This is a genomic window from Streptomyces sp. DSM 120436 (assembly GCF_055778765.1).
The window spans coordinates 1,065,785-1,089,661 of sequence record NZ_JBSKBS010000001.1; the positions used below are offsets into that span (position 1 = coordinate 1,065,785).

At 72.7% G+C, this 23,877-nt stretch carries 30 protein-coding genes; 10 read left to right on the top strand and 20 right to left on the bottom strand.

Annotated features, from left to right (window positions below; all coding sequences use genetic code 11):
• Nucleotides 1-17: 17 nt before the first annotated feature.
• Nucleotides 18-827 (bottom strand): HAD family hydrolase, encoded by an 810-nt coding sequence (locus ACWH4W_RS04810; protein WP_473074589.1) that lies wholly within the window; start codon nucleotides 825-827, stop codon nucleotides 18-20.
• Nucleotides 824-1,711 carry a winged helix-turn-helix domain-containing protein gene (locus tag ACWH4W_RS04815; protein ID WP_473074590.1) on the bottom strand — a complete coding sequence of 296 codons (888 nt, stop codon included), beginning with the start codon at nucleotides 1,709-1,711 and terminating at the stop codon, nucleotides 824-826. The genes ACWH4W_RS04810 and ACWH4W_RS04815 overlap by 4 nt, the downstream gene beginning before the upstream one ends.
• A gap of 218 nt (nucleotides 1,712-1,929) precedes the next feature.
• Here ACWH4W_RS04815 and ACWH4W_RS04820 point away from each other — a divergent pair, with 218 nt between their 5' ends.
• Nucleotides 1,930-2,115, top strand: coding sequence for a hypothetical protein (locus ACWH4W_RS04820; RefSeq protein ID WP_473074591.1), 186 nt, complete (start codon nucleotides 1,930-1,932; stop codon nucleotides 2,113-2,115).
• A 60-nt stretch (nucleotides 2,116-2,175) separates the two neighbouring features.
• Here the strand turns inward: ACWH4W_RS04820 and ACWH4W_RS04825 are convergent, their stop codons facing one another.
• Nucleotides 2,176-3,084: a winged helix-turn-helix domain-containing protein gene (locus ACWH4W_RS04825; protein WP_473074592.1), complete on the bottom strand. Its 909-nt coding sequence runs from the start codon at nucleotides 3,082-3,084 to the stop codon at nucleotides 2,176-2,178.
• Between the two features lie 181 nt (nucleotides 3,085-3,265).
• On the opposite strand from ACWH4W_RS04825, the gene ACWH4W_RS04830 reads away from it, so the two are divergent.
• Nucleotides 3,266-3,451: a hypothetical protein gene (locus ACWH4W_RS04830; protein ID WP_473074593.1), complete on the top strand. Its 186-nt coding sequence runs from the start codon at nucleotides 3,266-3,268 to the stop codon at nucleotides 3,449-3,451.
• A gap of 204 nt (nucleotides 3,452-3,655) precedes the next feature.
• Here ACWH4W_RS04830 and ACWH4W_RS04835 read toward each other — a convergent pair whose 3' ends face one another.
• Nucleotides 3,656-4,912 (bottom strand): GNAT family N-acetyltransferase, encoded by a 1,257-nt coding sequence (locus tag ACWH4W_RS04835; RefSeq protein WP_473074594.1) that lies wholly within the window; start codon nucleotides 4,910-4,912, stop codon nucleotides 3,656-3,658.
• A gap of 61 nt (nucleotides 4,913-4,973) precedes the next feature.
• A complete protein-coding gene (locus ACWH4W_RS04840) occupies nucleotides 4,974-5,609 on the bottom strand; it encodes an RsiG family protein (RefSeq protein WP_473074595.1) in 636 nt (211 codons plus the stop codon).
• Nucleotides 5,610-5,786: 177 nt separating this feature from the next.
• On the opposite strand from ACWH4W_RS04840, the gene dtd reads away from it, so the two are divergent.
• A complete protein-coding gene (dtd, locus tag ACWH4W_RS04845; RefSeq protein WP_473074596.1) occupies nucleotides 5,787-6,212 on the top strand; it encodes a D-aminoacyl-tRNA deacylase in 426 nt (141 codons plus the stop codon).
• Between the two features lie 19 nt (nucleotides 6,213-6,231).
• On the opposite strand, the gene ygfZ is transcribed toward dtd, so the two are convergent.
• From ygfZ to ACWH4W_RS04880, 7 genes are all read right to left on the bottom strand, one after another.
• Entirely contained in the window at nucleotides 6,232-7,200 is a 969-nt protein-coding gene (gene ygfZ / locus ACWH4W_RS04850) for a CAF17-like 4Fe-4S cluster assembly/insertion protein YgfZ (RefSeq protein WP_473074597.1), read from the bottom strand.
• A gap of 9 nt (nucleotides 7,201-7,209) precedes the next feature.
• Nucleotides 7,210-7,647, bottom strand: a complete 438-nt coding sequence (locus tag ACWH4W_RS04855; protein WP_473074598.1) for a Fur family transcriptional regulator — start codon at nucleotides 7,645-7,647, stop codon at nucleotides 7,210-7,212.
• A 29-nt stretch (nucleotides 7,648-7,676) separates the two neighbouring features.
• Complete coding sequence (locus ACWH4W_RS04860) at nucleotides 7,677-8,330, bottom strand: restriction endonuclease subunit S (RefSeq protein WP_473074599.1); 654 nt, start codon at nucleotides 8,328-8,330, stop codon at nucleotides 7,677-7,679.
• Entirely contained in the window at nucleotides 8,327-9,961 is a 1,635-nt protein-coding gene (locus tag ACWH4W_RS04865) for an N-6 DNA methylase (RefSeq protein ID WP_473074600.1), read from the bottom strand. The genes ACWH4W_RS04860 and ACWH4W_RS04865 overlap by 4 nt, the downstream gene beginning before the upstream one ends.
• Nucleotides 9,962-9,974: 13 nt before the next feature.
• Nucleotides 9,975-10,634 (bottom strand): hypothetical protein, encoded by a 660-nt coding sequence (locus ACWH4W_RS04870; protein WP_473074601.1) that lies wholly within the window; start codon nucleotides 10,632-10,634, stop codon nucleotides 9,975-9,977.
• 339 nt (nucleotides 10,635-10,973) lie between these two features.
• The gene (locus tag ACWH4W_RS04875) at nucleotides 10,974-11,549 is read right to left on the bottom strand and encodes a heme-binding beta-barrel domain-containing protein (RefSeq protein ID WP_473074602.1); all 576 of its coding nucleotides are present in this window, start codon (nucleotides 11,547-11,549) and stop codon (nucleotides 10,974-10,976) included.
• Nucleotides 11,550-11,574: 25 nt separating this feature from the next.
• Nucleotides 11,575-11,709, bottom strand: a complete 135-nt coding sequence (locus tag ACWH4W_RS04880) for a hypothetical protein (RefSeq protein WP_274543384.1) — start codon at nucleotides 11,707-11,709, stop codon at nucleotides 11,575-11,577.
• 74 nt (nucleotides 11,710-11,783) lie between these two features.
• On the opposite strand from ACWH4W_RS04880, the gene ACWH4W_RS04885 reads away from it, so the two are divergent.
• The gene (locus ACWH4W_RS04885; RefSeq protein WP_473074603.1) at nucleotides 11,784-12,146 is read left to right on the top strand and encodes a DsrE family protein; all 363 of its coding nucleotides are present in this window, start codon (nucleotides 11,784-11,786) and stop codon (nucleotides 12,144-12,146) included.
• Between the two features lie 5 nt (nucleotides 12,147-12,151).
• Here the strand turns inward: ACWH4W_RS04885 and ACWH4W_RS04890 are convergent, their stop codons facing one another.
• The 8 genes from ACWH4W_RS04890 to ACWH4W_RS04925 form a co-directional block, all read right to left on the bottom strand.
• Complete coding sequence (locus ACWH4W_RS04890) at nucleotides 12,152-12,412, bottom strand: DUF3099 domain-containing protein (RefSeq protein ID WP_473074604.1); 261 nt, start codon at nucleotides 12,410-12,412, stop codon at nucleotides 12,152-12,154.
• Between the two features lie 71 nt (nucleotides 12,413-12,483).
• Nucleotides 12,484-12,771: a DUF1416 domain-containing protein gene (locus ACWH4W_RS04895; protein ID WP_004986406.1), complete on the bottom strand. Its 288-nt coding sequence runs from the start codon at nucleotides 12,769-12,771 to the stop codon at nucleotides 12,484-12,486.
• Between the two features lie 28 nt (nucleotides 12,772-12,799).
• Entirely contained in the window at nucleotides 12,800-13,645 is an 846-nt protein-coding gene (locus ACWH4W_RS04900) for a sulfurtransferase (protein WP_473074605.1), read from the bottom strand.
• 116 nt (nucleotides 13,646-13,761) lie between these two features.
• The gene (locus ACWH4W_RS04905) at nucleotides 13,762-13,869 is read right to left on the bottom strand and encodes a putative leader peptide (protein ID WP_351998383.1); all 108 of its coding nucleotides are present in this window, start codon (nucleotides 13,867-13,869) and stop codon (nucleotides 13,762-13,764) included.
• A 180-nt stretch (nucleotides 13,870-14,049) separates the two neighbouring features.
• Nucleotides 14,050-14,790, bottom strand: coding sequence for an LmeA family phospholipid-binding protein (locus ACWH4W_RS04910; protein ID WP_473074606.1), 741 nt, complete (start codon nucleotides 14,788-14,790; stop codon nucleotides 14,050-14,052).
• An 805-nt stretch (nucleotides 14,791-15,595) separates the two neighbouring features.
• Complete coding sequence (locus ACWH4W_RS04915) at nucleotides 15,596-16,804, bottom strand: hypothetical protein (protein WP_473074607.1); 1,209 nt, start codon at nucleotides 16,802-16,804, stop codon at nucleotides 15,596-15,598.
• A gap of 3 nt (nucleotides 16,805-16,807) precedes the next feature.
• A complete protein-coding gene (locus ACWH4W_RS04920) occupies nucleotides 16,808-17,062 on the bottom strand; it encodes a MoaD/ThiS family protein (protein ID WP_106413580.1) in 255 nt (84 codons plus the stop codon).
• Between the two features lie 40 nt (nucleotides 17,063-17,102).
• Nucleotides 17,103-18,014, bottom strand: coding sequence for an alpha/beta hydrolase (locus ACWH4W_RS04925; RefSeq protein WP_473074608.1), 912 nt, complete (start codon nucleotides 18,012-18,014; stop codon nucleotides 17,103-17,105).
• A gap of 276 nt (nucleotides 18,015-18,290) precedes the next feature.
• On the opposite strand from ACWH4W_RS04925, the gene ACWH4W_RS04930 reads away from it, so the two are divergent.
• From ACWH4W_RS04930 to ACWH4W_RS04955, 6 genes are all read left to right on the top strand, one after another.
• Nucleotides 18,291-19,070, top strand: a complete 780-nt coding sequence (locus ACWH4W_RS04930) for a winged helix-turn-helix transcriptional regulator (protein WP_473074609.1) — start codon at nucleotides 18,291-18,293, stop codon at nucleotides 19,068-19,070.
• A gap of 107 nt (nucleotides 19,071-19,177) precedes the next feature.
• Nucleotides 19,178-20,200, top strand: a complete 1,023-nt coding sequence (locus ACWH4W_RS04935; RefSeq protein WP_473074610.1) for a LacI family DNA-binding transcriptional regulator — start codon at nucleotides 19,178-19,180, stop codon at nucleotides 20,198-20,200.
• 132 nt (nucleotides 20,201-20,332) lie between these two features.
• On the top strand, nucleotides 20,333-21,337 hold the full coding sequence (locus tag ACWH4W_RS04940; protein ID WP_473074611.1) for a S1C family serine protease: 1,005 nt from the start codon (nucleotides 20,333-20,335) through the stop codon (nucleotides 21,335-21,337).
• A gap of 99 nt (nucleotides 21,338-21,436) precedes the next feature.
• Nucleotides 21,437-22,171, top strand: a complete 735-nt coding sequence (locus ACWH4W_RS04945) for a response regulator transcription factor (RefSeq protein ID WP_473074612.1) — start codon at nucleotides 21,437-21,439, stop codon at nucleotides 22,169-22,171.
• Nucleotides 22,168-23,637: a HAMP domain-containing sensor histidine kinase gene (locus ACWH4W_RS04950; protein ID WP_473074613.1), complete on the top strand. Its 1,470-nt coding sequence runs from the start codon at nucleotides 22,168-22,170 to the stop codon at nucleotides 23,635-23,637. Before ACWH4W_RS04945 ends, ACWH4W_RS04950 begins: the two co-directional genes overlap by 4 nt.
• A gap of 13 nt (nucleotides 23,638-23,650) precedes the next feature.
• Nucleotides 23,651-23,836: a DUF1737 domain-containing protein gene (locus ACWH4W_RS04955; RefSeq protein WP_473074614.1), complete on the top strand. Its 186-nt coding sequence runs from the start codon at nucleotides 23,651-23,653 to the stop codon at nucleotides 23,834-23,836.
• The last annotated feature ends 41 nt before the right edge of the window (nucleotides 23,837-23,877 follow it).

The following is a 23,877-nucleotide window of genomic DNA, read 5'->3' on the forward strand; positions in this document are numbered from 1 at the left end:
CGTCGAGGACCGCGCTCTCACCGAAGTCCTCCGGCAGCGGCAGGCGCCGGTCCGGGGACCACCCGGCGGCCTTCGTGCCGTGCCCCCCGCGTGAGGTCGGCCAGCGGTACAGCGCCCGCTCGATCTCCTTCGGCCCGGGCACGCTCCGCAGGCCGCTTGCGGTCGTCGCGGGCATAGCCCAGGAACGGCACGCCCACCGCCTGCGCCGCCCGGAGGTCGGACGGCGTGTCGCCGATCATCAGGGCGGCCGGCGGGGCGGCGCCCATCGCGTTCAGGGCGCGGTGGAGGCAGTGCGGGTGCGGTTTGAGGTACCGGAGTTCCCGCGTGCGGCCGTAGAGGTGCGGGGCGAAGCACGGCAGGACACCCCGTGAGGTGAGGTACTCACGCGCCACGCGCGGGGAGTTGTTGGTGGTGACGGCCAGCCGGGCGCCCACCGCCGTCCAGGTGCGTGCCAGCGGATCGGCGTAGGGCGTGGGCCTCGCCGAGGCGGCGGCCTTCAGCTCCTCCTGGGTGAGGCGTTCCTCGAGTTCCGCGACGAGGTCGCTGCCGGGGTGCCGGCGGTCCGCGGCGCGCAGGACGACGTGCGGGTCGAGGGACTCGCGTGCGGACTCGTCGAGCAGGCCGTGCAGCCCCTGCCCCTCCAGCCACTCCACCAGGCCCCGCGCCACCCGCTCCGCGGAGTGGCCCGCGAACAGGCGGCAGACCGGGCCGTCGAAGTCCCACAGCACGACGCGGACACCTTCGATCAGGTTCCGCAGACCGTCCGGTTCCGTCCCGGTCCCGGTCCCGGCTGTCACCGCTTCGGTCCGCTGCGTCTCAGAAGTCACCAGGAGAGTGTCAGCTCCGTCGTGATGGTTTCCCAGAGGGCGTCGAACCACTTCTGGGATTCCTCCACGAACGCCTGGTCCCGCCGGCCGGCCCGCTTGGCGAAGGAGAAGAGGAGGGAGGCGGAGCCGAGGGCGTCGTACATCTCCAGGGTCCGGTTCTCCCACTCCTCCTCACGCCGGGTCAGCATGTAGTAACCGATCAGCGCTTCCTCGCCGTTGAGCAGGTACAGCTTGACCGGCGGGGTGAAGGGCAGGGCGCGGAAGGAGACACGCACGTCGATGCCGTGCGTGGCGCGCAGGGTCTGGAGGTTGTGCTGGAGCACGCGGGCCTGGGAGTTGCGCTGGGCCAGCCACCGGTCGTGGACCGGGTCGTCGTCGCCCGCGTCGCGGCCGTCGACCGGCACCGGGAAGGCGAGGTTGATCCGGCGGGACGGCAGCATGACGCGCACGTCGATCGCCTCGGGACGGATGCGGCCCTCGTGGATGTGCCGGACCGGTTCGCTCACCGCCAGCATGAAGCTCTCCGCCGTGAGGCACACGGCGTCGATCCGCACGCGGGGCGTGGAGAACGCCTCCGTCAGCCGCGGCGCCAGCCCCACCATCGTCGGCTGGGGTTCCTCCCGCGCCGGTGCGGGCGCGGCGATCCGCGGCGGGCTGCCCTTGCTGACGTTGCTGAGGAGCCCGTCGTCCTGGAGGGCGCGCAGGGCCTGCCGGACGGTGCCGCGCTCCACGCCGAACTCCTCGGCCAGCTCGGCCTGCGTGGGCAGCCGGTCGCCCGCCTTCAGTTCGCCCTCGCGGATGCGTTCCCGCAGGATGTCGGCGATCTCCTGGGCCGAGTGCCTGCTGCCGCCGTTCACTGACACGTTCTCCTGGGCCACGGCCAAACGCTACAACCGTGATCCATCTAAGGGGAGTTGCCTGGAAGTTGTTTATGAGTAGGGGCCAAGTGGGGACAACTTAACTGGAGTTGGCTGCCAACTTGGCGGAGTTGGCGGAAGTTAGCTTTCCGTTCACTCGACCATCGGCCCTCGGCCGCTGACCGCCACAGGGCCGCCCGCACCGTCCGCCCCGTTCCACCGTCTTTGCCCGAAGGGGGTACACCATGCCCGTCATCGCCCTGCTTTCCGCCGTCGTCGTCACCGTCGAGCAGCTCGTCCAGTGGAGGTACGGCGCGGCCGGCCTCCTCGGCCTGCTGCTGGTCACCGTGGGCATCCACGCCAACCGGCCCGGCGTCAGCTCCGCCGGAGCGGTGCTGCTCGCGCTGCTCGTGACCCGCCCCGCCCTGTGACCGGCCCGCCCCGGGCGCCCCGGGACCGCGGCCGGTCCGGCCGCACCGCTGTGGGAGACGTCAGTCCGTGAGCTCCAGCTCCGAACTGATCGTCTCCCACAGTGCGTCGAACCACAGCCGGGACTGCTCGACGAAGGCCGTCTCGCGCCGCCCGGCGCCCTGCTCGAAGGCGAACAGCATCGACCGCATGCCCTGCGTGTCGTACGTCGGCAGGCTCTCCCGGCAGATCTGCGCCTCGCTGCGGGTCACCGTGTAGTAGGCGAACAGCGCCTCGGCGTCGTTGAGCAGGTACAGCTTCACCGGCGGCGTGAAGGGCAGCGCGCGGAAGGTCACACGCACGTCGATCCCGTGCGTGGCGCGCAGGGCCAGCAGGTGGTGGCGGAGCACCTGCCCCTGGGCGTTGCGCTGGGCCAGCCAGCGCTCGTGCACCGGGTTCTCGTCCCCCTGCCGCCCGCCGACCGGCACCGGGAAGGCCAGGTCGATGCTGCGGCTGGGCAGCAGGACGCGGACGTCGACCTTGGCCGGTTTCAGCCGTCCCGTGTAGACCTGCCGCAGCGGTTCCCCGATGGCGAGGGTGAGGGAGACGGCGGTCAGGCAGACGGCGTCGATCTTCACGTGGTCCGCCTCGAAGGCGGCCGTCATCCGGGGCGCGAGCGCCACCGTGGTGGGCTGCGGCGGGGCGGCGGGGCCCGCCGGGGCCCGGTCGGCACGGTCCGCGACGGTCGCGGGCGCCCCCTTGGAGACGTTGGTCAGCAGGTGTTCCGACTGCAGGATGCGCAACGCGCCCCGCACGGCCTGCCGCTCGACGCCGAACTCGGCGGCCAGCTGTGCCTGCGTGGGCATGCGCTGGCCCGGCCGCAGCGCTCCGGACCGGATCCGGGCGCGCAGCTCGTCGGCCACCTCACGATGCGTCCGCTGCGGCCGCTGCGGCTTCTTCCGTCCGTTGACGGAGGCGTGTTCCGGCTCCACGACCGAACACTACAACTTCTCGCCATCTTCCGTCAGTTCCCCGCAGGATGGTTATAGGACTCCTCCAAGTGGAGATAACTAAAACCAAGTTGGTCACCAACTTGCCCAACCTGGCAGACCCATACGGGGGTTGGCTCACCAGGAGGGCGATGCGGAGGCCACCGGACAAAGGGGGACCGCCATGCCACTCGTCGCCGTCGTCGTCGCCGCCCTGGCCGTCGGGTTCGAGCAGCTCGTCCAGTGGAAGTACGGCCCGATGGGGATCATCGCCTTCGTCGCCCTCACCGTGGGGATCAAGGCGCGGAACACCATGATCGGCGGCATCGGCGCGGTCATCCTCGTGATGCTCTTCGCCCAGTCCGGCTGACGGCACTCCGCACGGACCGCCGGCCGGGCTCCCTTCCGGAGGGGAGCCGGGAGCCCGCCGGCGGCGCACCACCACAACCACAACTGAACAGCTCGCTACGGATGCACGACCACGCCCACCCGTTCGCCGGCGGAAGGAGGAAGCGGCAGCAGGAGCGCGCACGCGGCCACGCGCCACGCGACCGCGCTCGCACAGCGACAGCGCTCAGAAGAGGTCCGGGCACCACGGTCGCCTGGACGTACGCAGCAGGGCGTCGGCCTGACGGGCGGCGCCCGCTCGTCCTTCCCGGACCCGGCCCAGCGCAGCGAGCCGCACCGCCGACTCGTCCCCGAGCCACAGCGTCGCCAGGTCCGCGACGTCCAGGGAGAGATCCGGGTCCTCGGTGGTCGGCGCACAGGCGCCGGCGCCGTCCGCCGACGCCTCCAGCCGGTACCGTCCGCCGGCCAGTCCGCCCGCGTCGGCCACCTCCAGCACCAGCGACCCCGCCGCCCCGTACGTCCGCGCCTCCAGCGCCCGGACGACGTCGAGGACGCGCACCCACAGCCAGTCGGCCTGTGTGGTGACGGCGGCGGCGCGCGGGTCGGGCAGGAAGTGCGGGAGCAGGTCGTCGGGGGCCCGGTAGCCGGTGCGGACCGCGACCACCCAGTCGATCGAGCACAGGTACCGCCACAGCGCCCGCTCGGCGGCCGGGGTCACCCCGGTCAGCCACTTCACCCGGACCGTGTTCAACGGCTGCTTGCCGTCGCCCCACTTGCCGTCCGTGGTGTAGGCGGCCATGCCCTCGACCTCACCGCCGGCCGAGCGGTGGATCACGTAGTACGGCTCGTGGAACGTCGCGTGGAAACGCACGGCGCCGGTGGTGGTCTTCCACCACAGGTCGTCGCGGCTCACCGCGCCCGGCTGGGACCGGCGCAGCCGCTCGTGCAGTTCGGGGCCGTGCTTGCGGACGTCCTCGGCGTCCACCAGGTCGATGCGGCCGCCGTCCTCCGGGCCCGCCCAGCGCGGGTCGAGCCCGGCGCGCGGCACGTCGACCGTCCACTCGGTGGTCCAGGTGGCCGGGCCGAAGCCGTACCGCCCGTAGATCGGGTACTCGGCGGCGATCAGCGTGGCGACGACGTCTCCCCGCTCCTTCGCCGCGGCGAGGTCCTGGGCCATCATCCGGGTCAGCAGCCCGCGCCGGCGGTGGGTCGGGGAGACGGTGACGTTGGTGACCGCGTCGGCCGGCACGGCCGCCCCGCCGACCACCGTGAGCTCCTGCGCGAAGGAGCGGAAGGTGGCGACGCAGCGCCCGCCGTCGAAGGCGCCCACCGAGCGGCCGGGCGTGAAGTGCGCCCGGCGCGCGTCGAGCACCTCCTCGGGCGTGGTCGGCTCACGCAGGAAACCGGTGTTCATGGCCCGGTTCCAGTCGGCGAACTCGGACTCGTCGATGGGGCGTACGTCGATGCCGGCGCGGGAGGTCATGGGGGCCACGTTAGGTCGGTCCCGCGGCGGGTGTCGACGCGGTTTTCCCGGGCCCCGGACCTCACACCAGCAGGTCGTCGACCTGGGCCTCCCCCTCCCGGTACCGCCGGGTGATCTCCGCCCCGCAGGCGTCGGCGGTGCGCTGCAGCCGCTGCCGCCGCCGCGACACCTGCTGCTCGTACCCCGTCAGCCGGGCCATCGCCGTGTGCAGCTCGCCGTCCGTGCGCGCGCCCAGGTCGGACAGCTCCACCTCGCCGAGCATCTCGGCCGCCAGCCGCCGGTACTCCTCGCCGCGCGGCGTGCCCAGCGTGAGGTGGCGGGCGGAGGACCGGTGGCGCGCCGGGGTGTCGCGCAGGATCTCCGGCAGCCGCTGCACGACGGAGGTCTCCCCCGGCGCGACGGCCGCGGGCGCCCCCGCCGGCAGGTCGCGCCGGGCCAGCTCCGCGCGCAGGATGTCGATCCGCCCCTGCAGCAGCCGCCGTACGTAGCTGAGATCGGCCTCGTCGCGCTGCGCGTCCCGTCGCGTCGCGCGCAGCTCGGCCAGGCTCAGCCCGGTCAGACCGTCCTCCGCCCCGTCCCCGGGCAGCGCGGGGCTGTCCGTGCGCTGTGTGGGCGGCCGGCGGAACTCCCGCTCCCCGACGCCCTCCTGGGTCAACGCGACAGCCGCAGACGACTGCCCGGTCCCCGGTGTGCTCATGTGCCTCAACCGTCCCCTCGACCGGCATGTGCCAGCATGGTGCCACCCTGAGCGGCCGCGATGTATCCGAGTGGCCCCGATCCGCCCCAGATGGGCGCTAAGGAGTAAAAATAGCCCGACCGGGGCGTCCCGCGGGCCGCCGTCGAGCGTCTGTTCACGGACCGGCATCATGGGCGTATGCGTGCGGTGGTGCAGAGGGTGGACGGCGCGAGCGTCGTCGTGGACGGCGAGACCGTGGGGGAGATCGAGGGCGAGGGCCTGTGCGTCCTGGTCGGCGTGACCCACGAGGACACCAAGGAGAAGGCGGCGCAGCTCGCCCGCAAGCTGTGGTCGGTCCGGATGCTGAGAGACGAGAGGTCCTGCAGCGACGTCGGCGCCCCGCTCCTGGTGATCAGCCAGTTCACCCTCTACGGGGACGCCCGCAAGGGCCGCCGCCCCACCTGGAACGCGGCCGCCCCCGGCGACCTCGCCGAGCCGCTGGTCGACGAGGTGGTGGCGCAGTTGCGCGCGCTGGGCGCGACGGTGGCGACGGGCCGGTTCGGCGCGCAGATGCGGGTGTCGCTGACGAACGACGGCCCGTTCACCGTGCTGCTGGAGATGTGACCCCGACGGGCCGCGCGGCTCAGGGCTCGACGACGGTCTCCTGCGCGGCGGCCGTGTCACCGGCCAGCAGCCGGGCGTCCACCGGGACGTTCCGCTTCACCAGCGCGAGAGCGACCGGGCCCAGCTCGTGGTGGCGTACGGAGGTCGTGACGAAGCCGACCTTCCGGCCGTCCGGGCCTCCCCCATCCGCCAGGCGCAGCTCGGTGCCCGGCACGGGCAGGTGCACCTCGCTGCCGTCCAGGTGCAGGAAGACCAGCCGGCGCGGCGGCTTGCCCAGGTTCTGCACCCGGGCGACCGTCTCCTGGCCCCGGTAGCAGCCCTTCTGCAGATGCACGGCGGAGCCGATCCAGCCCAGCTCGTGCGGGATGGTGCGGTGGTCGGTCTCGAAGCCGAGCCGCGGCCGGTGCTGCTCCACCCGCAGCGCCTCGTAGGCGAGGAGTCCGGCGGCCGGGCCCGCCTTCCCCGCGTACGTCTCCAGGTCGCCGCGGGGCAGGAACAGGTCCCTGCCGTACGGCGTCTCGCGCACCACCGCGCCCTCCGGCACCTCGGCGATGGACCCGGCGGGCAGGTGCACCACCGCGATGTCCTCGGTGCGGTCGGCGACCTCGACCCGGTAGAAGAACTTCATCGACTCCAGGTAAGCGATCAGCGCCTCCTGGGTGCCGGGCTCGACGTGCGCCCAGGTCGTCCCGCCGTCGTCGACCAGGTAGAGCGCGTGCTCGATGTGGCCGTTGGCGGACAGGATCAGCGCCTCGGTGGCCTGGTGCGGCGGCAGCTCCTGGACGTGCTGGGTGAGGAGCAGGTGGAGCCAGGCGAGCCGCTCGGGTCCGGAGACGGCGACGACCCCGCGGTGGGACAGGTCGACGAAGCCGGTGCCGTCGGCGAGGGCGCGCTGCTCGCGGAACAGGTCGCCGTAGTGGGCGGCCACGCCTTCGTCCACGCCCTCGGCGGGGACGGCGCCGGGCAGGGTCAGCAGAGGGCTTTTCATACGCCTAGCCTACGACTCGGCGGGGGACGCCTTCGGGGAGCAGTCCCGGCACCGGCCGAAGATCGCGAAGTGCTTCATGTCGGTGTCGAAGCCGAAGGCGTCCCGCAGCTTCTCCGTGAACTCGGCGGCCACCTCCACGTCCGCCTCGATCACCTGGGAGCAGTCGCGGCAGACCAGGTGCAGGTGGTGGTGGCGGTCGGCGAGGTGGTAGGTCGGCGCGCCGTGCCCGAGGTGGGCGTGGCTGACCAGGCCCAGTTCCTCCAGCAGCTCCAGCGTGCGGTACACGGTGGAGATGTTGACCCCCGACGCCGTCTTCCTCACTTCCACGAGGATGTCGTCGGGGGTCGCGTGCTCCAGGGTGTCGACGGCTTCGAGCACGAGCTGGCGCTGGGGCGTCAGCCGGTACCCGCGCTGCCTGAGGTCGCTCTTCCAGTCGGTGCTCACCACACCACGAGTCTAGGCCGGTGCGGGTCGGATCATTTCCCGGTCGACAGGAAACCGCTCAGCAGGGCGTCGGCGAGCGTGCTGCGGTAGGCGCGGGTCGTGCGGGCGAGTTCGGTGTGCGCCTGGATCTTGTCGTCGAGGGCGGCGAGCGCGGCCCCGATGGCCTTCTGCTCGACTGCAGGAGGCAGGAGGACGGGCAGCTCGCTCACCGTGCGGATGCTCAGCGACGGGATGACCGCGCCGGCCGCCCGCGATCTGATCCAGTCCTGCGCAGCCGTGGCACTCAGATACGCGACGAGATACGCGGCCTCGGTCCTCCCGTCCTCGGGCAGCCTGAGCCGCACCAGGTTGGGGTGGAAGAGCCGGCCCGCGTGCTCCCGGGTGACCAGTGCGCAGCGTCCCACGGTTCCGGTCCTGGTGAGGAGGATGTCCCCCTCGGCCAGTTCGTACTTCGCCAGCGTCCGTGCCCGCGCCCACGGAATCGTGGGCACGGTCGCGGCCTCGTCGGTGACGATCCGCTGGCCCCGCAGGTCGCGCGGCGACACGACGGGGACGCCGCCGTCCGCGGGTTCTCGGCCCTTGTCCTCGGCCCGCAGGCCCGGTCCGGCCTGGATGGACGCGCACAGCTCCCCGAGCGGGTGTCGCGACCAGCCGGCCGGTGGTGTCGGTTCGTCAGTTGTCGTCACAGTCCGTATCTCCTGAGCCACCGGGCCGCGTCGGCGTCGGCCGCCGCGGCCCGCGTGTGCAGGCTCTCGATCCTCTCGGCCAGTCTCGCCAGCCGGTCCCGGGTCTCGGTGGGGTCAGGCGCGACCCAGTCGGACGCCCGCACGTACCCGGCGGGGTCCAGACCATGTCTGCGGTCCGCGATGTCTGACACCGGTACGACCCGGCTCAGACCGGGGGTGCCCGCGAAGGGGCGCCCGGCCGTGGGTGCCGAGTGCCAGGACGTGTACTCACCCACCAGCAGGGTGACGTCGTCATCGGTCAGGGCCCACTGGGTACGGCTGACCTGGTGCCCGAGGTGCTCACCCGAGACGAACAGCACCTCGGGGCTGGTCGTCCCCGTGGTCCCGGGCGCGCGCAGGAACCAGATGTGCGTCTTGACGGCGGTGAGGGTGAAGAGCCCGGCGGGCAGCGCGATCACGCATTCCACGGCCCCGGCTTCGACCAGCCCGGCCCGTACGGTCTCGGCGGCACCGGCGTTGGAGGACGCCCCGGCCGGCAGCAGTACGGCGGCCCGGCCCCCCGGAGCGAGCCGCGAGACGACGTACTGCAGCCAGTCGAACTCGGACCTGCGGGCCGGACCGTAGGTCCAGTACGCAGGTGGCTCCGCGTTCTCCAGGCGGCGACCGAAAGGTGGATTGGTCAACAGCACGTCGAAGGCGCCGGCGGGGTCGGCAAAGGGGGCGAGCACCGGGGTGAACGTTCCCTCACCGAGGCGCACTGCGCGCCCATGGCGCACCCGCAGGTTCGCTTCCGCCACCTGCCGTTCCAGCGCGTCGGGCACTCGGCCGCCGACGCGGGACGGCGGGTCGCCACCCCGCGCGGCGACGGCATCCAGGTAGGCGACGAGCAGTTCTCCGGTACGGCCGTACGGATCGTGCACGCTCCGCGCCCCGGGATGTACGGCGGCCAGTGCTCCGGCCATGACCCGGCTCACAGACGGCGGGGTGAGGAACGCACCGCCCTCGCGCGCATGAGCGGCTCGCCAGAGCACCAGTACATGGTCGAACGCCGCCTGGTTCTCCTGCTCGGAGCTCGAGGGGGTGCGGCCGAGGATGTCGGCGAGTTCATTCAGCAGGTCACGCGGAACCGTCTCCCGCGACAGGTCGTGCTCGTGCACCGCCTGACGGAAGTGGTCCACGGCCCTGGCCAGGCCACCGTCGGGTTCCACGACCTGGTCCAGGACGAGCCACAGCAGCCACCAGAGATAGCGGTCCCTCGGCATCGGCCCCCGAAGCCGGTCCGCCTCCGGCCCCGCGAGCCGCTCGACCGTGCGCAGGAGCCCGCCGGGTGTGCCGCCGGAAAGTCCCGCGCGGAACCGGTCGCCGTAGGTCGTGCCCGCCGGTTCGCCCGGACGTCGGGCGTTGGCGGGGACGACCCGGCCGGAGAGCCAGGTGAGCACGTCGCGGGCACGGAACCTCTCGGTCCCGGCGTCAACGGTCACAGGCCGGGGGAAGTCCGCGTGCCGCCGCTCCCAGTTGGTCACGGCGGGGCGCTTCACTCCCGCGAGACGGGCGATCTCCGGCCGGGAGACGAGGACACCGGCGAACTCCGTCTCGTCCTTCGCCGCGGTCGGTGCCACAGAGTCGGTCACCGGGTCCTCCCCCTCAGAACTGCGGCGGTCTGGCACCGCTCAGGACATCCGCCCGGTCCGCGACCACGGTCGGGAAGCGGTCCATGGCCCGCGCTTCCTTGGTCAGCTCCAGGCTGAGGTAGCCGAGCACGCGGTAGATGGTGTCATGGTCGGCGGCGAGGTGCCGGTGATGAACCGGCTCGTGGTGCATCACCCGGTTGCGCAGCAGGACCAGAGAAGTCAGGTCGCGGTAGAGACGGTCGCGACGCCCTCGGTAGTACGGAAACGCCGAGTGCAGGACAGGCACCCAGAAGTCACGGTCGTAGCCTGCGCTGAGCAGCGACACCCAGAAGCCGAAGGTCAGCTCCGCCACCATGTCGTCCGGCGTCGTGCGCCGCAGGCGGCGCCCACAGCAGCGGCGTGCGTCGTCCACGAGCTTGCGCCCTCGCTCGTTCAAGGGCGCCACCGTCCACCAGTCCGGTCTGCCGTGGTGTCGTACCAGCGCGCCGTGCAGGGCGTTGCGCAGGGCCAATTCCAGACAGTGCAGTGAACCCAGCAGGGCGGCCGACACCTCGACGTTCCACCAGTACAGTCGCTCCGCGGCGCGGGCGTCGCCGTGTGCGGCCCGGATGTATCGCCGCAGGCGCGGCAGGGACAGGTCGCGCAGCATCCACGCCGGCAGGCGATCGGTCACGGTTCCTCCTACGCGCCTCCAGGGATGCGCTGTGCTAGCGTGGTGAACGAACGTTCTGGGTCCGCCTCTGCCTCGCAAGCCGCCCAGGGCACAGCCTCCGGAGCCCCGGTCGCAGGCATGTTGCGACCGGGGCTCCGCGCATGCACGGCGCCCCGGGGTTCGCTCCGCGAAGACATCGTCAATGTAGTCGCGCGCCCCGGCAGCAGCAAGCGCATTGCCATGCGGTTTGATTTGTTAACCGTGGAGCCTCCTCAACACGCACAACACCCCCCGGCCGCAGTGGCACGGGGGGCGTGGGGGGGCGTGGGGCCGTGGGCACCTGGCTCAGTCGCGAGGCGCCTACTTGAAGAACGCGATCCCGTCGTCCGGCATGTCGTCGGGCAGGGCCTTGGCCCAGCGCTCGACCTCCTCCGGGGTGACGACCTTCTTCAGGTGCGCCGACATGTAGGGGCGCAGCTCGACCTCGGGGGTCTGCTTCTCGCCGACCCACATCAGGTCGCTCTTGACGTAGCCGTACAGCCGCTTGCCGCCGGTGTACGGGCCGGAGGCGGCCGTGCGGGCGACGGCGTCGGTCACCAGGTCGATCTGCGGCTTCTTGTCGGCCATCTCGCCGTACCAGACCTCGACGACGCCGTCGTCACGGACCATGGTCACCTCGACCTTGCGGTCGGCGTCGATGCGCCAGTAGCCGTGCTCCGACTCCAGCGGACGGACCTTGTTGCCGTCGCCGTCGAGCACCCAGGTGTGCGAGGAGTACTCCAGGAAGTCCCGCCCGTCATGGGTGAAGGTGACCTCCTGGCCGAAGTTGCACTTCTCGGCGCCGGGGAAGTCGTGCACGCCCGCACCCGCCCAGTTGCCGAGCAGGAACGCGAGCGGGACGAGGTCCTTGTGCAGGTCGGACGGAATCTCGATCATGAGCGGAACTTCCTGGCGTCGGTGATCAGCGCTGGCCCTGGTACAGCTTCTTCACGGTCAGCCCGGCGAAGGCGAGAACGCCGACGGCGACGAGGACCAGCAGGATTTCGAAGAAGAGGATCACGGGGTGCTCCTTGAGCGGGGGTGCGAGGGTGTGCACGGGGCCGGCCCCCAGCTTACGCGGCCGGGCACGGCCCCCGTCGTGCGAGGTGGCCCCCTGACTACCATGCGGTCATGGCGAAGAAGCTCGTGATCAAGGTGACCGCCGGGGCCGATGCACCCGAGCGCTGTTCTCAGGCGTTCACGGTGGCCGCGGTGGCGGCGGCCAGCGGCGTCGAGGTGTCCCTGTGGCTCACCGGGGAGTCGGCGTGGTTCGCGCTGCCGGGGCGGGCCGCCGAGTTCGAGCTGCCGCACGCCGCTCCGCTGCCCGATCTGCTGGACTCCGTCCTCGCGACCGGCCGGATCACGCTGTGCACCCAGTGCGCGGCCCGCCGGGACATCACGGAGAAGGACGTCCTCGAGGGCGTGCGGATCGCGGGCGCGCAGGTCTTCGTGCAGGAGGCCGTGACGGACGGCGTCCAGGCGCTCGTGTACTGACGGGTCTACCGGGGTCCTTTCCTCCCGTCCAGCTCGTCCCACCACTCGTCGGACTGCGGGTCGCCCGAGGGGGCGTCCCACCAGCGGTCCTCGGGGCCCCGCCGGTTGGCGACCACCGCGGCGACCGGCGGGATCACCATGGCGACCAGGCACATCGCCACGGCGGCCGGCACCGACCAGAGCCGTACGACGCCCCAGGCCAGGACGAACAGCCCGATGCAGCCGCCCATCAGCACGAAGTAGGCGTGGCGCCTGCGCGCGTACATGTCTCCAGCGTAGGTCCGGACATGCCGGAGGGCCGCGCCCACGAGGACGCGGCCCTTCGTGCGAGCCTCGCTCAGACCGCGATCGCGACCTCGGCCAGGCCGCCCTGCTGGGCGACGACCGTGCGGTCGGCGGTGCCGCCGGGCACCAGGGCGCGGACGGTCCAGGTGCCCTCCGCCGCGTAGAAGCGGAACTGTCCGGTCGCGGAGGTCGGGACCTCCGCGGTGAACTCGCCGGTCGAGTCGAGCAGGCGGACGTACCCCGTCACCGGCTCGCCGTCGCGGGTCACCTGACCCTGGATGGTGGTCTCACCGGGCTTGATCGTCGAGGCGTCCGGGCCGCCGGCCTTCGCACCGCACATGTCTTAACTCCTGAAGGGGTCGGGAGGGTTACTTGCCGGGGCCGAGCTCGATCGGCACGCCGACGAGGGAGCCGTACTCGGTCCAGGAGCCGTCGTAGTTCTTGACGTTCTCCACGCCGAGCAGCTCGTGCAGCACGAACCAGGACAGCGCGGAGCGCTCACCGATGCGGCACAGGGCGATGGTGTCCTTGGACAGGTCGACCTGCTCGGCCTCGTAGAGCGCCTTGAGCTCCTCGTCGGACTTGAAGGTGCCGTCGTCGTTGGCGTTCTTGGACCACGGGATGTTGCGGGAGGTCGGCACGTGGCCGGGGCGCTGCGACTGCTCCTGCGGCAGGTGGGCCGGGGCGAGCAGCTTGCCGGAGAACTCGTCGGGCGAGCGCACGTCGACGATGTTCTTCTTGCCGATGGCGTCCACGACCTCGTCGCGGAAGGCCCGGATGGACAGGTCCTGCGGCTTGGCCTTGTACTCGGTCTTCGGCCGCTGCGGCACCTCGTCGCCGGGGACCAGCTCGCGGGCGTCGAGCTCCCACTTCTTGCGGCCGCCGTCGAGGAGCTTGACGTTCTCGTGGCCGTACAGCTTGAAGTACCAGTACGCGTACGAGGCGAACCAGTTGTTGTTGCCGCCGTAGAGGACGACCGTGTGGTCGTTGGCGATGCCCTTGTCGGACAGGAGCTTCTCGAAGCCGGCCTGGTCGACGAAGTCACGGCGGACCGGGTCCTGCAGGTCCTGGGTCCAGTCGATCCGGACGGCGTTCTTGATGTGGTTCTTGTCGTAGGCGGACGTGTCCTCGTCCACCTCGACGATCACGATGGTCGGGTCGTCCAGGTGCTCCTGGAGCCAATCGGCGTCGACCAGGACGTCGCTGCGGGCCATGCTGTTCTCCTCCGGGGCAGGTGCGGGGGGCGTGCGGGTACGAGGGTGCGTACGCGCCCGGACCGGGGCGGCGCGCGGGTCCCCTCGACGGGAATGCGGACGGAAGACGCGTCCGCTCAGAAAGTGCGACAGAGCATGGCGGCGACACGGCACAGGTCCACTGCCCGCCGCTTCGTGAGATCCGCCTGTCCCCTCGAACGGAGGACGCTCGTCTGACACTGCATGAGGACGATCGTAGGGACGGACCGGCGCCCCTGTCACCGACGTGTCGCATACTGAGACGAGATCGTCCACGGACCGATACCACGACCAGGAAAACCGCCCACCGCGCCGAGGGCGCGCCCACCGTCCGCGCCGCCCCATCTGCCCAGCGGACGTCCCCGTCTCGCCCACCGGACACCCGCCTACCCGGCCAGCCGCACGTCCGTCCCCGTCACCGTGACGTCCACGCCGTCCGCGGCCGCCTGCACCTTCTCCAGCCGGATCCCGCCCGGCAGCCCGTCGATGTTCTGCTCGAAGTCGGTGATCCGCCGCACCCGCGACTCGGCGATCTCCACCCCGCCCAGCACCGGCAGCGCGTCGGCCCGCACCCGCACGGTGTTCCCGTCGACGACGGTCACCGAGCTGAGCACGGGGACCGGCTCGGGCAGCTCCTTGCCGAGCACGGTGGTCTCCAGCGCGACCTTGATCTTCCCGTTCCCCCCGTCGGACAGCCCCACCACCTCGGCGGTGATGCCGGGGGCCACCTGCCGGGGCTCGGCCTTCGCGGCCTTCAGCAGCTCGTCGTAGGCGAGGGTCGCCGTACCGGTGGCGCTGTCCGCGACGGCGGAGCCGAAGTCACCGGAGAACTCGACGTCCCGCAGATCGGCCCGCAGATCGGCGATCCGGATCGTCCCGCCGCCCTCTCCGGCGCCGGCCTCGTAGTCCGAGATGCCGACCCGCACCTCGTCGAACGAGCCGCCGAGCACCTGGGTGAGGAAGGGGAAGCCCTCGATGTCCACGTCGGGGGTGGAGGCCAGGCCCTCGGTGGCCCGGAGGCGGTCGGCGGCCTCACCCTCGGCGATGTGGACGGCGACGCGGTCGACGATGACGAAGATGCCGCCGAGTACCACGGCGATGACGAGCAATGTTCGCAGTGCGCGCATGCGGAGTCCCCCACCTGACGTGTGCCCGGCGACCGGCGGCCGCCCTCACGCGAGCGTAGTGCGGGGGCTGCGGAAGAACGGGGGATTGTGGATCACCTGTGACAGGGACGCCTCGGATCCGCCCGACGTACGGCGCCCGCCGTGCGGGGGACGGGGCGGCTCGGTCCCGTACTCACGGCCCGGGCGATCGGACCGTCCCTGACCGTCCGGAAAGGACGCGACACGGTGGGCGCCGGGGTGACGTGGGAGCCGACCGCCATGACACGGAGGACCTTGTGTTCCAGCCCTCGGGGCACTCCGCGCTGACGCGACGTCCTGCACGGGGTCGGTGCGGGCCGGGGGTGTCTGCGCAACCCGGCGCCGGCGGGGCGCCTCCCCCGGAGGGGGTGCCCCCAGCGCCCACCCGTGCCGCCCCGGGGGCACCTCCCAGGCCTTTGAGGCACGGGGGAAGACACGAATGCCCGCTAGTTGGCGGGGCCTGCACTCCCTCGAACCGTCGGGCGGTAGCCGCGTACGGCGGGGCGGGGCACCCGGCGTGGGCGGGGGTGTGGCCGCGTACGGCGGGGTGGGGGTGGGGGTGGGCGCCCGCAGCGGCTGGCGCCCACCCCCTTCACTCACCAAGACGCACTCTCGCGCCGGACCGAGGACGACCGCCCCCACCGCGGCCCCGCACCACCCACCGCCCGTGGGCGCTACGCCCGCCCCCACCGGACAGCATCCCTGCGCCGCAGGCGTCACACCGCGACCCCCACCGGACAGCAGCCCCACCCCCCTCACCGGGCGGAGCCCCCTGCACAGGGCGGCCTCAGGCGAACAGCCGGCCCAGGACGTAGACGGCCGGACCCGCCGCTGCCAGAGGCAGGGCGACGCCCGCCGTGAAGTGGACGAAGCGGGACGGGTAGTCGTAGCTGGCCACCCGGTGGCCGATCAGCGCGCAGACCGCCGCCCCGGCCCCCATCAGGGCCCCGTCCGCCGACATCCCACCGGCCACGTACCCCGCACCGGCCGCCACCGCCAGCGCGACCGCCACCGAGGCCGCCGTCGCCACCGGCAGCGCCCGCGCGACCATCGCCGCCGCCACCGCGACCGCCCCCACGACCACCGCGTCCGCGTCCGCCGCGAGGTATCCGCCCGCCGCGATCGCCAGGGCCGCCGCGACCACCGTCGCCATCAGGCCGTACATCCGCTCGTCGGGGTCCGCGTGCGACCGCAGCTGCAGCGCCAGCGACAGCAGCACCCACACCCCCAGCGCCCCCAGGATCGCCGCGGGCGACCGGTCCGCGACCAGCATCGCCGCGTCCGCGGCCAGCGCCCCCAGGAACCCGAGGGCGATGCCCTGCCGCGCCGGCCACATCCCGTTGAGCCGGAACCACCCCGCCGCGGTCACGCCCTGCAGCACCACCAGCGGCACGAGCAGCGCGTACGTGCCCAGCGCGGCCCCGCCGGCCAGCAGCAGACCGAGCACCGCCGTCAGCGCCGCGGGCTGCACCCCGGGCTCGATGATCGGCGACCGCCCCTCGGCCCGGGCCCGCTGCGCGTCGGTCACGCGGGAGTTCCCGGCGAGGGTGGCCGGACCGTATGCGGGCTCGCCCTCCCCCACCGGAGCGGGCTCCGGCACCTGCGCGGGAGCGGCCGCGGGAGCGGTCACCGGAGGGACCCCCTGCGGAGGCAGGTAGGACGTCTCCTCAGCCGCCGCCACCGGCGGCTGCATCTGCGTCTCCCACGTCTGTCCCTGCCACTGCTGCGTGTGCTGCTGGTCCGCGTACGGATCGTCGTACCGCTGCCCCGGCCACGCCTGCGGCTGGGACTGCGGCTGCTGGTGGGGCGCGTACGGATCCGGCGCCCCCTGAGCCCCCTGAGCCCCGTAAGTCCCGCGGGTCCCGTAGGTGCCGTGGGTCCCGTGGCCTCCCGGAGCCTCATAGCCCCCCTGGCTCCCAGGAACCCCGTAGCCCTCGTGGCCCTCGTGACCCTGGCCCCCATAGCCCCCGTACGACCCGTACGGCTGGTTCGTCATCCCTCACCCTCCTGCGAACGGCGGAAGCACCTCGACCGTGCCGCCGTCGGCCAGCCGTACCGTCTCATGCGCGCGCTTTCCCACGGGATCACCGTCGACGAGGAACGAGCACCTCAGCAGCACGCGAGTGAGCTCGCCGGGATGCCGCTCGCGCACGGCGGCGAGCGCGTCGGCGAGCGTGCCCGCCTCGTACGGCTCCTCGGCCACCCCCGCCGCGGCCTTGGCGGCGGCCCAGTACCGCACCGTGACCTTTGCCATCTGCTGGTTCCTCGATCGGTTGACGGTGAACACGGCCAGGCTAGCCCGCCCGGGCGACCGCCCAGTCCCCGATGCGCCCCAACAGCGGCTCGGGCGCCGCGTTCTCCGCGTGCCCCATGCCGTGCTCGACCCACAGCTCCCCGTGCTCCCCGGCGGCGTCCGCCAGCATCCGGGGATGGTCGAGCGGGAAGTAGGCGTCCCGGTCCCCGTGCACGACCAGCAGCGGCGTCGGCGCGATCCGGGGGACGGCCTCGACGGGGGACAGCGGCACGGGGTCCCACTGCCGGTGGTGGATGCGGGTGCGCAGCCCGTACCGCCCGACCAGCCGCCCGGAGGGCCGCGTCACCAGCCAGTGCAGCCGCCGCATGGGCGCGGTCCCCCGGTAGAACCACCGCGCCGGCGCGCTCACCGAGACGACGGCGTCCACCCCGCCGGCCTCCAGCGCGGCGTGCCGCAGCACCACCGAGCCGCCCATGGAGAACCCCACGGTCACCACCCGCGTGTGCCCCAGCTCCCGCGCCCACGCGACCGCCGCGGCGAGGTCGAGCACCTCGCGGTCGCCCACGGTGGACCGTCCGCCGGACCGCCCGTGCCCCCGGAAGGAGAACGTGACGACGGCGCCGTACCGCGCGAGGACCCGTGCGACGCGCCGCACGTGGGGCCGGTCCGCGTCCCCGGTGAACCCGTGCGCGACCACGAGAGCGAGCCCCGGCGCATCATCGCGGACCCTCTTCCCCCCGCCCCCGTCACGGTTCTCGGAACCGTTTCCGGAACCGCTCCGTGCACCGTTCCGCGCACCGCCCCCACCTCGTTCGTACACGGAATCGATCGCCACGCCGTCCGCCGTGCGCAAGAACGTCCGCAGCGGCGCACCGCCCTGCGTGACGTTCCGCGTCCCGGCATGTGGACCCAGGGTGGATCGCGCCACATCACCTGCCGCCTCGGTGCCCATGTCGGCTATTCTGCTGCGAAGAGGACTCGGGCACTGAAGCCCCCGGGTCCTTTTGTGCTTTCGGAAGCGTTGTATACGAAGGCGGGGGACCGCCGGGTGTACGGGCCGTCGAACGCACGCGGCAAGGCCGTGAACTCCCCCGCTGCCTCGATGGCACGGGAGGTGCCCCATCGCAGGGACCCAGGAGGAACCAGACGTTATGGGCGAGCGAACCGTGCACGAACGCAGGACGGCCGCGTTCCGGGAAACCACGAACCGGGCAGGTGAGGCGACCCGATGAGTTCCCTGCTGCTCCTGACCAACGCGCTCCAGCCGTCGACGGAGGTGCTCCCCGCCCTCGGTCTGCTCCTGCACAACGTCCGGGTGGCGCCCGCGGAGGGCCCGGCGCTGGTGGACACCCCCGGCGCCGACGTGATCCTCGTCGACGGCCGCCGCGATCTTCCCCAGGTCCGCAGCCTGTGCCAGCTGCTGCGCTCCACGGGCCCCGGCTGCCCGCTGCTGCTGGTGGTGACCGAGGGGGGCCTGGCCGCGGTCACCGCGGACTGGGGCATCGACGACGTGCTGCTGGACACCGCCGGCCCCGCGGAGGTCGAGGCGCGGCTGCGGCTGGCGACGGGCCGCCGGCAGCTCGTCGACGACGACTCGCCGATGGAGATCCGCAACGGCGACCTCTCCGTGGACGAGGCGACCTACTCCGCGAAGCTCAAGGGCCGGGTCCTGGACCTGACCTTCAAGGAGTTCGAGCTGCTCAAGTACCTCGCGCAGCACCCCGGCCGGGTCTTCACCCGCGCCCAGCTGCTCCAGGAGGTCTGGGGCTACGACTACTTCGGCGGCACCCGTACGGTCGATGTGCACGTGCGGCGGCTGCGCGCCAAGCTCGGCCCGGAGCACGAGTCGCTGATCGGCACCGTACGGAACGTCGGTTACCGATTCGTTACACCGGAGCGGGGGGAACGCGCGTCCGAGGAGGCCAGGGCGAAGGACGCCCGGCGAAAAGCGGCGGAAGCGGACGAGACGGCCGTGCGGGACGCCGGCGCCGTCCGGGCCGAGGCCTGACGGCCGCACGCCTGAGCGTCGCGTGCGCGCACACGAGCCGTTCTCCCCTTGTTCACCGCCTCCGGCACGCCCTGCCCGGAGGGGATATATCCGCGTAGACTCCGCGCGTGGCCAAGGTAACCAGGGATGACGTGGCGCGACTGGCGGGGACGTCCACCGCCGTCGTCAGCTACGTCATCAACAACGGACCCCGGCCGGTCGCCCCGGCCACGCGCGAGCGGGTGCTCGCAGCGATCAAGGAGCTGGGGTACCGGCCCGACCGCGTCGCCCAGGCCATGGCGTCCCGGCGCACGGACCTCATAGGCCTGATCGTGCCGGACGCCCGCCAGCCGTTCTTCGGGGAGATGGCGCACGCGGTCGAACAGGCCGCGTCCGAGCGCGGGAAGATGGTGCTGGTCGGCAACTCCGACTACATCGGCGAGCGCGAGGTCCACTATCTGCGCGCCTTCCTCGGCATGCGGGTCTCGGGGCTGATCCTGGTCAGCCACGCGCTGAACGACCTGGCCGGCGCGGAGATCGAGGCGTGGGACGCCCGGGTGGTGCTGCTGCACGAGCGGCCGGAGGCGTTCGACGACGTCGCCGTCGTCACCGACGACCTCGGCGGCGCCCAGCTCGCCGTGCGCCACCTGCTGGAGCACGGCTACGAGTACGTCGCCTGCGTCGGCGGCACCGCGGAGACCCCCGCCGTCGGCGACCCGGTCTCCGACCACGTCGAGGGCTGGCGGCGCGCGATGGAGGAGGCCGGCGTGGCCACCGAGGGCCGGCTCTTCGAGGCCCCGTACAACCGCTACGACGCCTACCGGGTCGCCCTGGACATCCTGTCGGGGCCGCGACGGCCGCCCGCGGTCTTCTGCTCCACCGACGACCAGGCCATCGGCGTGCTGCGCGCCGCCCGGGAGCTGCGCATCGACGTGCCGGGCGAGCTGGCGGTCGCCGGGTTCGACGACATCAAGGAGGCGGCGCTCGCCGACCCGCCGCTGACCACGGTCGCCTCCGACCGTCCGGCGATGGCCCGCGCGGCGGTCGACCTGGTCCTGGACGACGGCCTGCGGGTGGCGGGCTCGCGCCGGGAACGCCTGAAGGTCTTCCCGTCCCGCCTGGTGGTCCGCCAGTCCTGCGGCTGCTCCTAGCCCCCGGGGTCCGGGACTCATCGCACCGCACCCGCGGACGCGCCGGGCCTTTATGTCGGACATACATACTTCTGCCGGACTTCTCAGCGAGGACTCAGGCGGCTCTCATCGACGGGCGGAACGCTCAGGAGCATGAGCGAGAACTCCCGCCCGAGCGGCGCCCCCGAGTACGGTCCGTCCCAGGTGAACCCCCAGTGGCCGCCCCCGCCGGCCTACGCTCCCCCGGCCCCGGATCCCGCGGACGGCCCCGCCGCCCCGGCCCCGGCGCACCGGCGGAACCGGGGCCCGGCCAAGCTGCTGGTCGCCGTGGCGATCGTCGCCGCCGCGATCGGCGGCACCACCGCCTACGGGGTGCAGGAGCTGACCGGCGGCTCCCCCGCCGGCGTCAGCGCCTCCTCCGCCGCCGGGACCGACGTGGTGCCGGCGTCCCTCGAGGGGACGGTGGCCGGGGTCGCCGAGGCGGCCGGCCCGAGCATCGTGGAGATCACGGCCGCCTCGTCGTCCGGTTCGGCCACCGGGTCCGGTGTGATCCTCACCGAGGACGGCGAGGTCGTCACCAACCACCACGTGGTGGTCGGCGCCTCCCGGATCCAGGTGCGCACCGACGACGGCAGGACCTACGACGCACGGATCACCGGCACCGACAGCGGCAAGGACCTGGCGCTGATCGAGCTGGAGGACGCCTCCGGCCTGAAGGCCGCCACGCTCGGCGACTCCGACCGCGTGCGGGTCGGCGACCAGGTCGTCGCGATCGGCTCCCCCGAGGGCCTGACCGGCACGGTGACCAGCGGCATCGTCTCCGCCCTCGACCGTGACGTCACGGTGTCCACGGACGGGGGCCAGGGGCAGCGCGGCGGCGGCTGGCCGTTCGAGTACGGCGGCCGGCAGTTCAACGGCGACACCGGCGACTCCACGACCACGTACCAGGCCATCCAGACCGACGCCTCGCTGAACCCGGGCAACTCCGGTGGCGCGCTGATCGACATGAACGGCAACGTCATCGGCATCAACTCCGCGATGTACGCGCCGAGCGGCGCCGAGTCCTCCGCCGCGGGCAGCGTGGGGCTGGGCTTCGCCATCCCGGTGAACACGCTCAAGGCGGACCTGCCGGACCTGCGGGCCGGTGCGACGAACTGACGCACCGGACGGGAAACGTGCGACGCTGAGGATCCGACAGCCCGCCCCCTCCCCCGCCGCGCCCGCCGCGCGGCGCGCAGCCGAAGGACCCGCCACCCGATGAGCCCCGCAGACGGCGACCGTGCCCCGCAGCGCATCCTGATCGTCGACGACGAGCCGGCGGTGCGCGAAGCGCTCCGGCGCAGCCTGGCCTTCGAGGGATACGACACCGAGGAGGCCGTCGACGGCGTGGACGCCCTGGAGAAGATGGCGGCCCACCGCCCCGACCTCCTCGTCCTCGACATCCAGATGCCCCGGATGGACGGTCTGACCGCCGCCCGCCGCATCCGCGCCACCGGCGACACCACGCCGATCCTGATGCTGACGGCCCGGGACACCGTCGGCGACCGGGTGACCGGTCTGGACGCGGGGGCGGACGACTACCTGGTGAAGCCGTTCGAGCTGGACGAGCTGTTCGCCCGGATCCGCGCCCTGCTGCGGCGCAGCTCGTACGCGGCGGCGGTGGCCGCCTCCGCCGGGACCGACGACGTCCTCACCTTCGCCGACCTGACCATGAACCTGGCCACGCGGGAGGTGACCCGCGCCGGACGCCCGGTGGAGCTGACCCGCACGGAGTTCACCCTGCTGGAGATGTTCATGGCGCACCCGCGCCAGGTGCTCACCCGTGAGCAGATCCTCAAGGCGGTCTGGGGGTTCGACTTCGAGCCGTCGTCCAACTCGCTGGACGTGTACGTCATGTACCTGCGCCGCAAGACCGAGGCGGGCGGCGAGCCGCGCCTGGTGCACACGGTGCGGGGGGTGGGGTACGTGCTGCGGCAGGGCGGCGCGGAGTGACCGGACCGGTACGCCGTTTCCGCGCCCTGCCGATCCGGGCGCGGCTGTCGCTGCTGGTCGCCGCGGCCGTGGCGTTCGCGGTGGCCGCGGTCTCGGTGACCTGCTGGTTCATCGTGCAGGGCAAGCTGTACGAGCAGGTCGACGAGGACCTGAAGAAGGCGACCGTGCTGCAGGGCCCGCAGCGGGTGGACGAGATCCGCAGCGCCCTCACCGACTGCACGCAGACGCCCCGCGACAGCGGCGCGGGCGGTTTCCAGTACACGTACTCGCAGGTGGTCAAGGAGGACGGCACGGTCTGCCTGTTCCCCAGCTCGGTGGGGAGCGTGAAGGTCACCGCGTCGGACCGCAGGGTGATCGAGAACGCGGGCAACGGCTCGCGGGGCATCTTCCGCGACGGCGCCGACCAGGACGGCGACGACGTCCGCGTGCTGACCCTGCCGCTGGTCATCAACGACCCCGCCACGCTGACCAGCACCCACGCGGCCGTCATCGTGGCGGTCCCGCTGAAGGGCACCCGGTCCACGCTCAACGACCTGGCGCTGATCCTGCTGCTGGTCTCCGGTCTCGGGGTGCTCGGCTCGGCCGCCGCGGGTCTCGCCGTGGCCCGCGCCGGACTGCGCCCGGTCGACAAGCTCACCGAGGCCGTCGAACACGTCGCCCGCACCGAGGACCTGGGCGTCCGCATCCCCGTGGAGGACGAGTCGGAGGACGAGATCGCCCGTCTGTCGCGCTCCTTCAACTCCATGACGTCCGCCCTCGCCAGCTCCCGTGACCTGCAGCAGCAGCTCATCGCGGACGCCGGGCACGAACTGCGCACCCCGCTCACCTCGCTGCGCACCAACATCGAACTGCTGACCCGCAGCGAGGACACCGGGCGGCCCCTGCCGCCCGCCGACCGCAAGGCGCTGCTGGACTCGGTGAAGGCGCAGATGACGGAGCTGGCCGCGCTCATCGGCGACCTCCAGGAGCTGTCCCGCCCGGACCCGGGCCACCAGGCGGGCCGTGCGGAGATCGTCGCCTGGCAGGACGTGGTGGAGGCGGCCCTGCGCCGGGCCCGGCTGCGCGGCCCGGAGCTGACCATCACGGCCGGCCTGAGCCCCTGGTACGTGCGGGCCGAACCGGCGGCGCTGGAACGGGCGGTGGTCAACGTGCTGGACAACGCGGTGAAGTTCAGCCCGCCGGGCGGCACGATCGAGGTGCGGCTCGCCGACGGGGTCCTCACCGTCCGGGACCACGGTCCGGGCATCGCGGCCGACGAACTCCCGCACGTCTTCGACCGCTTCTGGCGCTCCCCCGGCGCCCGCGCCCTGCCCGGCTCGGGCCTCGGCCTGTCCATCGTGGCGCGCACGGTGCAGCAGGCGGGCGGCACGGTCGCCCTCACCCCGGCGGAGGGCGGCGGCACCACCGCCGTCATCCGCCTCCCGGGCGCCCCGACGCCGCCGCCCGAGGTGCCCGGCGGCCCGTGACACCCTGGGGCGCATGGCGAATCCACCGGACGGGCTGCCCGTCTACCGCGTCCTGACCGGCCCCGACGACGCCGCGTTCTGCCGGCGGGTCAGCGAGGCGCTCGAGCTGGGGTACCGGCTGCACGAGGGACCCGCCGTGACCTTCGACGGGGAGCGGGTGATCGTCGCGCAGGCGGTCGTGTGGGACCTCGAGGGCTAGAAAACGAAGAGGGCCGGTGCACAGCACCGGCCCCGTCCGTC

Excerpts from the sequence above, each read along its gene's own strand:
- ACWH4W_RS04820 (WP_473074591.1), top strand. The coding sequence starts at position 1,930 with ATGCCCGTCATCGCCCTGCTTTCCGCCGTCGTCGTCACCGTCGAGCAG.
- ACWH4W_RS04830 (WP_473074593.1), top strand. The coding sequence starts at position 3,266 with ATGCCACTCGTCGCCGTCGTCGTCGCCGCCCTGGCCGTCGGGTTCGAG.
- ACWH4W_RS04835 (WP_473074594.1), bottom strand. The coding sequence starts at position 4,912 with ATGACCTCCCGCGCCGGCATCGACGTACGCCCCATCGACGAGTCCGAG.
- ACWH4W_RS04840 (WP_473074595.1), bottom strand. The coding sequence starts at position 5,609 with ATGAGCACACCGGGGACCGGGCAGTCGTCTGCGGCTGTCGCGTTGACC.
- dtd (WP_473074596.1), top strand. The coding sequence starts at position 5,787 with ATGCGTGCGGTGGTGCAGAGGGTGGACGGCGCGAGCGTCGTCGTGGAC.
- ygfZ (WP_473074597.1), bottom strand. The coding sequence starts at position 7,200 with ATGAAAAGCCCTCTGCTGACCCTGCCCGGCGCCGTCCCCGCCGAGGGC.
- ACWH4W_RS04875 (WP_473074602.1), bottom strand. The coding sequence starts at position 11,549 with ATGATCGAGATTCCGTCCGACCTGCACAAGGACCTCGTCCCGCTCGCG.
- ACWH4W_RS04885 (WP_473074603.1), top strand. The coding sequence starts at position 11,784 with ATGGCGAAGAAGCTCGTGATCAAGGTGACCGCCGGGGCCGATGCACCC.
- ACWH4W_RS04890 (WP_473074604.1), bottom strand. The coding sequence starts at position 12,412 with ATGTACGCGCGCAGGCGCCACGCCTACTTCGTGCTGATGGGCGGCTGC.
- ACWH4W_RS04895 (WP_004986406.1), bottom strand. The coding sequence starts at position 12,771 with ATGTGCGGTGCGAAGGCCGGCGGCCCGGACGCCTCGACGATCAAGCCC.
- ACWH4W_RS04900 (WP_473074605.1), bottom strand. The coding sequence starts at position 13,645 with ATGGCCCGCAGCGACGTCCTGGTCGACGCCGATTGGCTCCAGGAGCAC.
- ACWH4W_RS04905 (WP_351998383.1), bottom strand. The coding sequence starts at position 13,869 with ATGCAGTGTCAGACGAGCGTCCTCCGTTCGAGGGGACAGGCGGATCTC.
- ACWH4W_RS04910 (WP_473074606.1), bottom strand. The coding sequence starts at position 14,790 with ATGCGCGCACTGCGAACATTGCTCGTCATCGCCGTGGTACTCGGCGGC.
- ACWH4W_RS04915 (WP_473074607.1), bottom strand. The coding sequence starts at position 16,804 with ATGACGAACCAGCCGTACGGGTCGTACGGGGGCTATGGGGGCCAGGGT.
- ACWH4W_RS04920 (WP_106413580.1), bottom strand. The coding sequence starts at position 17,062 with ATGGCAAAGGTCACGGTGCGGTACTGGGCCGCCGCCAAGGCCGCGGCG.
- ACWH4W_RS04925 (WP_473074608.1), bottom strand. The coding sequence starts at position 18,014 with ATGGGCACCGAGGCGGCAGGTGATGTGGCGCGATCCACCCTGGGTCCA.
- ACWH4W_RS04930 (WP_473074609.1), top strand. The coding sequence starts at position 18,291 with ATGAGTTCCCTGCTGCTCCTGACCAACGCGCTCCAGCCGTCGACGGAG.
- ACWH4W_RS04940 (WP_473074611.1), top strand. The coding sequence starts at position 20,333 with ATGAGCGAGAACTCCCGCCCGAGCGGCGCCCCCGAGTACGGTCCGTCC.
- ACWH4W_RS04945 (WP_473074612.1), top strand. The coding sequence starts at position 21,437 with ATGAGCCCCGCAGACGGCGACCGTGCCCCGCAGCGCATCCTGATCGTC.
- ACWH4W_RS04955 (WP_473074614.1), top strand. The coding sequence starts at position 23,651 with ATGGCGAATCCACCGGACGGGCTGCCCGTCTACCGCGTCCTGACCGGC.